Below are 9162 nucleotides of genomic sequence, written 5' to 3'. Positions count from 1 at the left end.
ATTCGCTCGACTTGCATGTATTAGGCACGCCGCCAGCGTTCGTCCTGAGCCAGGATCAAACTCTCCGATAGAATTTGACTTGCTCATGTTGCACTTTTTTATAGTGTGTGCTCACTTAAAAAATTAACGTTGGCGCTTTGTTTTGTTCAGTTTTCAAAGAGCAATTTCCGCTATCTTGCAGAAGCGACTTTCTAAATATATCATTTACTCGAAATTAAGTCAACACTTTTTTAGAAGTATTTTTCTTAAATATTGTCTCGTAAACGCTGTTTTAATAAGATAACATTTTATTTTCACTCCGTCAACCGAAATTTAAAAAAATCTATCCATTTTATATTTTCATCATTCTTACATTAATAAAATTTTTGTTTTCAAAGCATTATGTTATCCACAATAAAAAAGGGAATTGAATAGAGAAAACTCGCAATTTCCTTGCGTCTCTCCATCCAATTCCCTTTTAAAAACGTTTTTTTCGTATTATTTCAAGAAGATGAAATATAGAACAAAGACTACAAACAGTCCATACATGATTGGGTGTACTTCTTTCGCTTTCCCTTTCATTATCATTGTGATTGGGTAAAATACGAAACCACAAGCAATACCAGTAGCAATCGAATAAGTTAATGGCATCATAACAACTGTGAAGAAGGCTGGAACAGCTACTTCAAATTGATCCCATTTAATTAAACGAAGTGATGAAACCATCAGTATCCCAACAATAATCAACGCCGGAGCTGTTACAGCTGATGTAACAACCGCTAATAACGGAGCAAAGAATAAGGCTAAAATAAAACAGATACCTGTTACAATTGCTGCAAAACCACTACGAGCACCTGCTGCAACACCAGAAGTTGATTCAACATAAGACGTTGTTGTAGATGTACCAAGAATTGAACCTGATACAATGGCAAGTGAATCTGCAAGTAACCCTTTACCCGCTCCCGGAAGTACGTTATTTTTCATAAGTCCCGCTTGTTGAGCAACAGCTACTAATGTACCAGCTGTATCAAAGAATGAAACAAATAAGAATGTTAAAATCACGACTAGTATATCTACTGTAAACAAGCTATTTACATCAGTAAATGCTTCAAACGCCGCTCCAAAAATTGGAGCAAGACTCGGAGCAGTACCTACAACCGCTTCAGGAGTAGAAACCAGTCCAAAAATCCCTCCGACGATCGCTGTAATAACCATCCCAAAGAAAATACCGCTCTTAATTCCTTTTGTTAATAAAATAACCGTAATCACAATACCGAATATAGCTAGTAGTGCATTACCTGTTAACTCTCCAAATCCAAGCAATGTATCTGGATTATCTACGATAATTCCTGAACCTTGAAATCCTACAAATGCAATAAATAAACCAATCCCAGCCCCAACCGCATGTTTTAATTCTGCTGGAATCGCGTTAATGATTTTTTCACGAATACCTGATACTGATAAAAGAACAAACACAACCCCAGAAATCAGTACCCCTGTTAAAGCCGTTTCCCAAGGAATTTTCATTCCCAGGACAACACCGAATGTAAAGAATGCATTTAGCCCCATACCTGGTGCAAGTGCAATTGGGAATTTTGCAATTAACCCCATCAGTATGGAACCGATTGCAGCTGCTAAAGCGGTTGCCGTAAATACCGCTCCTTTATCCATGTTAGCCATTCCTAATATATTAGGGTTAACAGCCAAAATATACGCCATAGCCAAGAACGTCGTAATTCCGCCGATAATTTCACGGCGATAATTCGTACCTAGTTCTTCAAACTGAAAGTATTTCTTCATTCCCTAGTCTCCTCCGCAACGTCATATACGAAAAAAGCTCCGTTCTCTACCGAACGGAGCTTAACTACATGTAAAAGAGGGGCTTTACAAATGCTACATCTATACCTAAATTCTTTTACATCGTAGTCAAGCTGTTCACGGCAGCTTGGTAGAAACTTTCGGACCATATTTCCGATATTATACGACGAAACATTATTTTAATTTAATAAATATAGGCATAGTGTAACAATTCCTAATACACACGTCAATATTCAAGACGAATGTTCAGATAATTAAATCTTCTATCGTTCGTGATTAGATTATTTTTCCTCTTTAAACAAGAATAATATACGGAATTTATAAGGAATTAACCCTATTATTCCCACTCAATTGTTGCCGGCGGCTTACTCGTAATATCATACAGCACGCTCACTAACCATTGATACATAAGTGTTTTACGCTTTTTATCAAAACAGAAAAATCCATTCAATTCATGTAATTCTTGTACTCAATTGTAGCAGGTGAACCTCTTGTATGTTTTCATTCATATTATTTATCTGTTTGCTCTTGCTTCTTTTTCAAATACTCCGCACGTATTTTTTCAAGTTGCTGCTTTTTATCAAATTTGGCAGGCTTGTGTTTTTCATGATACTTTGTCACAGCTACCTTACCTTTGGTATCCAATTGATATTTCCCCACTTTGTTCACCTACTTTTCTTGTCCTTAAAGAGAATCTATTCAACAAATATAATATACCTTATTAGTGTACTGCTAACCCTGCATATATGCGTAAAAACATTAAAAACTTAGTAAAATAATTCATCGCCAAATAGTCATTCATTATACTTATCTTTACGACCTTGAATTTGCTGATTCATTTTAAAATCATCAATCAAATCACTAATTTTGACCAAAATAAAAACTCCCCTTCTAGTTATTTGTTATAAATAACTAGAAGAGAGTTTAATTTTTGAAATATAAATAGTTGTACGTTAATCACAATATTAGTACTTAACAATTCAACTTAGACATTAGTATGACTGCGTAACCTATTTAGATTATATTATTCGCAAGTCCTACTCCCACTCAATTGTTGCTGGCGGCTTACTCGTAATGTCATACACCACGCGGTTTACATGAGCTACTTCGTTAACAATACGTGTTGAAATCGTTTCAAGTACCTCCCACGGAATACGCGCCCAATCAGATGTCATCCCATCAATAGACGTTACTGCACGAATACCGATTGTGTAGTCATACGTACGACCATCGCCCATAACACCTACACTACGGATGTTCGGAAGCACTGTGAAGTATTGCCAAATGTCGCGATCTAAGCCTGCTTTTTTAATTTCATCACGCAGGATAAAATCAGATTCACGAACAATCTCCAGTTTGTCTTCTGTAATTTCGCCTAAAACGCGAATACCTAGACCTGGACCTGGGAATGGTTGACGCCATACAATCTCATCTGGAATACCTAGTTCTGTTCCAAGAGCACGTACTTCATCTTTAAATAACGTATTAAGCGGCTCAATTAACGTAAACTGCATATCTTCAGGAAGCCCGCCAACATTATGATGTGATTTAATCGTTTGAGCAGTCGCCGTTCCACTCTCGATAATATCAGTATATAGTGTACCTTGAGCTAAGAAATCAATACCTTCTAATTTCGTTGCTTCATCATCGAATACATAAATAAACTCATTACCGATAATTTTACGTTTTTTCTCTGGGTCTGAAACGCCTGCTAGCTTGTCTAAGAAACGATCAGCTGCATCCACTTTAATAACATTCATATGGAAGCCTTCGCTAAAGGTTTTCATTACACCTTCTGCTTCCCCTTTACGAAGTAGACCGTTATCAACAAAGATACATGTTAGTTGATCACCAATGGCTTTATGGATTAACACAGCCACAACGGAAGAATCTACTCCACCGCTCAATGCACATAGAACTTTTTTGTCGCCAACTGTTTGACGGATTTTCTCCATTTCCACTTCAACAAAGTTCCCCATAGACCAATCGCCTTTACATGCACAAACTTCAAATACGAAGTTTTTCAAAATATCGTTTCCATATTCTGAATGGCGTACTTCAGGGTGGAATTGTACCGCAAATAAGTTACGCTCACGATCGCTCATCGCTGAAATCGGACAAGACGCACTTGTTGCATCTACTTGGAAACCTGCTGGTGTTTCAACAACTAAATCACCATGGCTCATCCAGACAGTTTGCTCTTTTGGTAAGTTAGCAAACAAACCTGAATCATTTTGAACATTAAGAATCGCTTTTCCATATTCACGATGCTGCGCTGGCTCTACTTTCCCACCATAATATTGCGTCATCAATTGCATCCCGTAACAAATCCCAAAAATCGGTAACCCTAATTCAAAAATCGCTTCATCGCAACGGAAAGCTGACTCATCATATACGCTGTTTGGTCCACCTGAAAAGATAATTCCAGCTGGATTCAATTTTTTAATTTCCTCAGCTGTAATCGTATGTGGATGTAATTCACTATATACACCAAATTCACGAATACGACGTGTAATCAATTGGTTATATTGACTTCCGAAATCAAGTACTACGATCATTTCTTGGTTTATTTCTGTTTTCCCCGGCACTATCGTCACCTCAACTAATGTATTTTCACTTGAGTCTTTCGAATCAAGCAATTACTTTTACTATTTCCATAACCAGAATATTATCATAAAAAAAACTAGAAATATGCCTTCATCATAACAAAAAGGCAGATTTCTAGTTTACACGTTGAAATCCGCCTTCATAGTCAAATCATTTCCGGTGATTTGGTAGATACTTTCGATCCGTATTATCGAGGATATATGAAGGGTTCTATACGTTTTACGGTCATTGTATCAGTATAATAAAAACAAGGTCAAGAGCTAGTTTTTCTCATTAAGGTTTCCCAGCTCTCTTGAAGCTCCCTCCATGCTTCTCCTTCTTCATCTCCTCTATAAAGAATTATTTCATAGCGACGTGTCAGTTTGGTCATTAGATTTGTATCATAGACCGAATCAACATAAGCAGCATATTCACGAAATGTTTGCCCATCAAGACGCTTTAATCCCGCACCATGCAGTTGTTTAACAAGCACTTCATATGCTTCAGAAAAACAAATGGATTTTCGTTTATAACGAGCAATCAGTAAACGTGGCACCCATTTTCGACGAGTAAGAAATAAGCTAATTACAACGATAACTACAGTCCCTAAGCTTATCCAAAATGGCTTCATACTCGCCATAAATTCCCCATTCGCTCCTCTTTGTTCACTGACAGCATTCTTCTCTTCTCGCTGCAGTGTTTCGGCTTGATCCTCACGTACAGTAGAATGTTCCGTATCACGATGAGTTGTCCTGTCTGAATTAATAAATTCCGATTCACTCGAAAATCCTTTCGTTGGTTCAAAAGGAACCCATCCAATCCCAGAAAAATACACTTCCACCCAAGAATGTGCATTATTATTCGTTACTTGATAAATAACCTCCCCTTCTTTAACCGTTCGCTCCCCCTCCGTATACCCCTTTGCCCATCTAGCTGGAATACCTGCCGCTCGCAGCAAAACAACCATTGAAGTCGAATAGTTATCACAATAACCAATCTTTGTTTCAAATAGAAACTGATCAACATAATCTTGATCCTTCGCTGGATAAGGAATGTCCTCTTTTGAATAGACAAATTCCGGTTGATCGAAATAATCTTCTACAGCCTTCACCTTATCGTACCAATTTGATTGATTCTCTGTCAGTTCCTTTGCTAAATCATACACTCGACTCGGGATACTATCAGGCAGCTGCGTATATAAGTCCATCAATACATCCATCGTTTCATCAGCCTCTGTTACTTTTCGGAATTGCGACAAATCATAACGCGGCTGCTCATAATTCACCATATACTCACTTATATCTTGTACAGTTCCATCCGCCGTCTGAGGTGTTAGTTTCTTTAGATTCGGTTCATATAGAAAAAATGAGACCCCATCCGCCTTCACGTTTTTCAAATAACTCCCTGCCGGATAAAGAATATGTCCTTGATCCTCCATAATAGATATTGATGCCGCAAGTGCTTTTGTGGCTACCTGCTCCGGCCCCTCGTAATTCTCTAGCTCTGTCAGCTCGTCGCCATTAGCTAGCGGGAAGGCCGTTCCTTCTCCAACCGATGAAATCCATCCTTTCCCGGTATATACATTCTTACTTTCTACCTTCCAATAATCATTCGTCGTTGCTGTATGATAAAACACAACGGACGAATCCGGCTCAATAGAACCCCCAAGTTTTGAATCATCCTCACTATATCCAACCTTACTAACGGAAGCTGCACTGTCCTCTCCCTTTGCCTGCTCAGAAAAGGATTGAATAAAAGGAATGGGGTCTGGCCACTGTGGACCAGGCTTTGGCAAGAGAAGACCCATTGATACAAAAAAGGCTACCATAACAATAAGCGACATAGACCATTTCCCTAACAGGCGGAGCGACAACGCTGGAAACAGATGAACTAGTTTCATTACTCCCAATATCATAACCCCTGCTATGACGACTCTAACGATGGCTGCGCTCGCATTATAAAAAGTAAAAGTGTCCAAAATCGCTAAAAGAATAACCGTCATACTAAAAAAGAAAAACAGATTGCTCTTCATATAAATCCAATAATGAATCAAGTACGTCACAAGCCATAACAGTGCAAAAAATAATAAGGTCCGAAACGAATTGGTCATAAGTACCCAATCGCCACTCCATACATAAGCTATATTGACTTCAAGCTCTCTTATCGAAAACAGTGTATCATCATATAACATATATACAACTGCAGCTATATACCCTATTAACACAACAGAACGGGCAAGCCAGTGAAGAGAAAAGAAGTGAACAGCTAATGATAAAATGATAAACAGAATAAACACTTTCATATTCCCTGTATCCGTTAGTTCCGAGACCGGACGCATCCATTCTGTAAGGAGAAAAAATGAGAATACATAGATGAATAGTTGTATTATATTTTCGATTCGTTTAGGCATCATTCTTACTCGCTCCCCCGGTTTGCGATATCACAAACTGAACCTGTACGCCTTGTTTCAAAGCTACTTCCTGCACTATGTAATCTTCATCTTTTACCTGTTCCTTCACGACAAAACAAGTAACCGCTTGGTTATTCCTATACGCATATATGTGTTCAAGCTTTTCAAAGGTTAACTGAGTCGTCATCACAATAAGCTTCGCTTGATGCATCCCCATTCGAATATCGCGGGGTAAACTTTGATTCAAACTCGGCTGTATACGAGCTAAATCATAAAAAATCTCTCTCTTATGCCTCTCCCCTTTACTTGTTGGCAAATATACATTCTGCATAGAATCAATCCAGCCAATCTGTATCCCTCGCTTTAGCGCCGCATGAACAAAAGAAGCAACGAAGGACACCATTTCCTCAAATGAGTCCGTATAACTTTGATCTAAAATAATATAAAAAATTTCCTTCCTTTGCTCATCGAATTCTTTCGTCATGAGCTTATTCGCTTTTGCAGTCGCTTTCCAATTAATCCAAGAGAGCTGATCGCCGGCCTGATACTCTCTCACACCAGAAATGACGGATTGGCGGGAGCGCGCTCTTTGTGAAAAGCCTTGCTCACCGCTCCATAATCGATTAAATTCCCGATAACTTAGCTCATGATAAGCCGGAAAAACAAGAATGGTATCCTCTGTTTTAAACATTTGTTCCTTGTGAAACAATCCTAGTACATCACCGGTATGTAGACGTATCCCTTGAAAAACGTGCTCCCCGCGCGGAACATGTTCTAATGTATACTGCCAAGTTAACGTTTTTGTAAAGCCAACAAATAAAAGAGATTGCGGCGGCCTAAGCGATGCCCCTTCTATCTGCTCCTCTACTAATAAATACAGAAGAGGAAATCGGCTTTTTCGTGTCACTGTAATGTAAACATCCACTGCACTTCCAACTGAATATTCTTTCTTGGTAATCTTTCGCTCCACCGTATATACATGAAATGAATGAAAAGACAACGCCAGTGAATAAAGAACAAAAGGGCACACCGCATAAAACAAAAACCAACTGACAAAACTACCTTGAAACATCGTAAATATAAACATAGCTAGAAGCAAACTAAACAGCCCTATCACTTTTGTATATCTTTTCACGTTCTTCATCACGTAGCCACTCTCTTCACTGGCACTGAAGTCGTCGAAAGAATATCTTGAAGAATAAACGCAGCATTTTCTGCAGAATATTGTGCTTCCGGTTGTAAAATTAATCGATGACCAAACACAAATGGCGCTAAATACTGAATATCATCCGGAAGCACATAATCCCGGCTGCGTAATAGCGCATAAGCTTGAGCCGCCTTCATTAAAGCTATCGATCCACGCGGACTCACTCCTAAATAAATACGGAGATCATTTCGTGTTCGATGCGCAAGGTCAATAATATATGCTTTCACTTTATCATCTACCACGACGTCCTTTACCTCTGCTTGCAGCTGTAATAACTCCTCTAAACGAAGTACTGGCTGCAGCTCCTGAAGCGGTGAATAAGAGCCTGCCCGTCGCAATACTTCCATCTCTTCCTCCACAGTCGGATATCCCATTTTCAGTTTTAATAAAAAGCGATCAAGCTGCGCTTCCGGAAGCGGGTACGTCCCTTCATGTTCAATCGGATTTTGCGTCGCCATTACGAAGAATGGCTGCTCTAATTTCCTCGTTTCTCCATCAATCGTAACACTGGCTTCTTCCATTCCTTCTAGCAGTGCTGATTGCGTCTTCGGTGAAGTTCGATTAATTTCATCAGCTAAAATAATATGTCCCATAATCGGCCCAGGACGAAAAATAAATTCCTGTTCCTTTGCATTAAAAATAGAAATACCTGTTACATCAGATGGCAGCAAATCAGGTGTAAACTGGATACGTTTAAACGTTGCTCCAATCGATTTCGCAAGAGCCTTTACGAGTACAGTTTTTCCCACACCCGGCACATCCTCAAGCAGTACATGCCCCCCTGCTAGTAAAGCAACTATACTTAATTCAGCGACTTCCCTTTTTCCACTCACAACTCGATCAATATTGTTCAGCACTTCTTCTAGTTTCAGATGTATTTGTTCTTGCATCATATTCTCCCCCCTGCCCTCTTAAACTAGTTCGACTAGCCCCAAACATAATCCTCCATACAGTATGGCTATAACTATACAATCTTATTTTTCTATTAAGCCTATCTCCTCCACTTTATTTTGTATTTGGCTTTATTAAATAACGTTGTTAATTTTTAAAACATAGAATGGACCGCGAATAATAGAATCGATGTTCTTTATTCGCGGTCCATTCTATAATAGATATTTTTGACAACAGGCAGAATACTAACGAAAATACTTTGCATAACGAA

The 9162-nt window shown here is 38.8% G+C and carries 6 protein-coding genes, 1 rRNA gene and 2 riboswitches; all 7 genes read right to left on the bottom strand.

What is annotated here, in order from left to right; translation table 11 throughout:
- Positions 1-71 (bottom strand): 16S ribosomal RNA (locus tag ACE199_RS19465); the annotation flags it as partial.
- 406 nt (positions 72-477) lie between these two features.
- On the bottom strand, positions 478-1779 hold the full coding sequence (locus ACE199_RS19460) for an NCS2 family permease (RefSeq protein ID WP_375351233.1): 1302 nt from the start codon (positions 1777-1779) through the stop codon (positions 478-480).
- Positions 1780-1882: 103 nt separating this feature from the next.
- Positions 1883-1984: riboswitch (purine riboswitch) on the bottom strand.
- A 323-nt stretch (positions 1985-2307) separates the two neighbouring features.
- Positions 2308-2457: a hypothetical protein gene (locus ACE199_RS19455; protein ID WP_053594876.1), complete on the bottom strand. Its 150-nt coding sequence runs from the start codon at positions 2455-2457 to the stop codon at positions 2308-2310.
- A 377-nt stretch (positions 2458-2834) separates the two neighbouring features.
- Entirely contained in the window at positions 2835-4355 is a 1521-nt protein-coding gene (gene guaA, locus ACE199_RS19450; RefSeq protein ID WP_375351236.1) for a glutamine-hydrolyzing GMP synthase, read from the bottom strand.
- Between the two features lie 171 nt (positions 4356-4526).
- Positions 4527-4628: riboswitch (purine riboswitch) on the bottom strand.
- Between the two features lie 29 nt (positions 4629-4657).
- Positions 4658-6796 carry a transglutaminase TgpA family protein gene (locus ACE199_RS19445; protein WP_375351232.1) on the bottom strand — a complete coding sequence of 713 codons (2139 nt, stop codon included), beginning with the start codon at positions 6794-6796 and terminating at the stop codon, positions 4658-4660.
- On the bottom strand, positions 6786-7937 hold the full coding sequence (locus ACE199_RS19440) for a DUF58 domain-containing protein (RefSeq protein ID WP_375351235.1): 1152 nt from the start codon (positions 7935-7937) through the stop codon (positions 6786-6788). The genes ACE199_RS19445 and ACE199_RS19440 overlap by 11 nt, the downstream gene beginning before the upstream one ends.
- Positions 7937-8893, bottom strand: coding sequence for an AAA family ATPase (locus tag ACE199_RS19435; protein WP_375351231.1), 957 nt, complete (start codon positions 8891-8893; stop codon positions 7937-7939). Before ACE199_RS19435 ends, ACE199_RS19440 begins: the two co-directional genes overlap by 1 nt.
- Positions 8894-9162 lie beyond the last annotated feature (269 nt).

Source organism: Peribacillus sp. Hz7 (assembly GCF_042136355.1).
GTDB lineage: Bacteria > Bacillota > Bacilli > Bacillales > DSM-1321 > Peribacillus > Peribacillus asahii_A.
This window is presented reverse-complemented; position numbering and strand designations above follow the sequence as displayed.

What these genes read in the sequence shown, in the direction of transcription:
- ACE199_RS19460 (WP_375351233.1), bottom strand. Translation starts at nt 1,779, where the DNA reads ATGAAGAAATACTTTCAGTTTGAAGAACTAGGTACGAATTATCGCCGT.
- guaA (WP_375351236.1), bottom strand. Translation starts at nt 4,355, where the DNA reads ATGATCGTAGTACTTGATTTCGGAAGTCAATATAACCAATTGATTACA.
- ACE199_RS19445 (WP_375351232.1), bottom strand. Translation starts at nt 6,796, where the DNA reads ATGATGCCTAAACGAATCGAAAATATAATACAACTATTCATCTATGTA.
- ACE199_RS19440 (WP_375351235.1), bottom strand. Translation starts at nt 7,937, where the DNA reads ATGAAGAACGTGAAAAGATATACAAAAGTGATAGGGCTGTTTAGTTTG.
- ACE199_RS19435 (WP_375351231.1), bottom strand. Translation starts at nt 8,893, where the DNA reads ATGATGCAAGAACAAATACATCTGAAACTAGAAGAAGTGCTGAACAAT.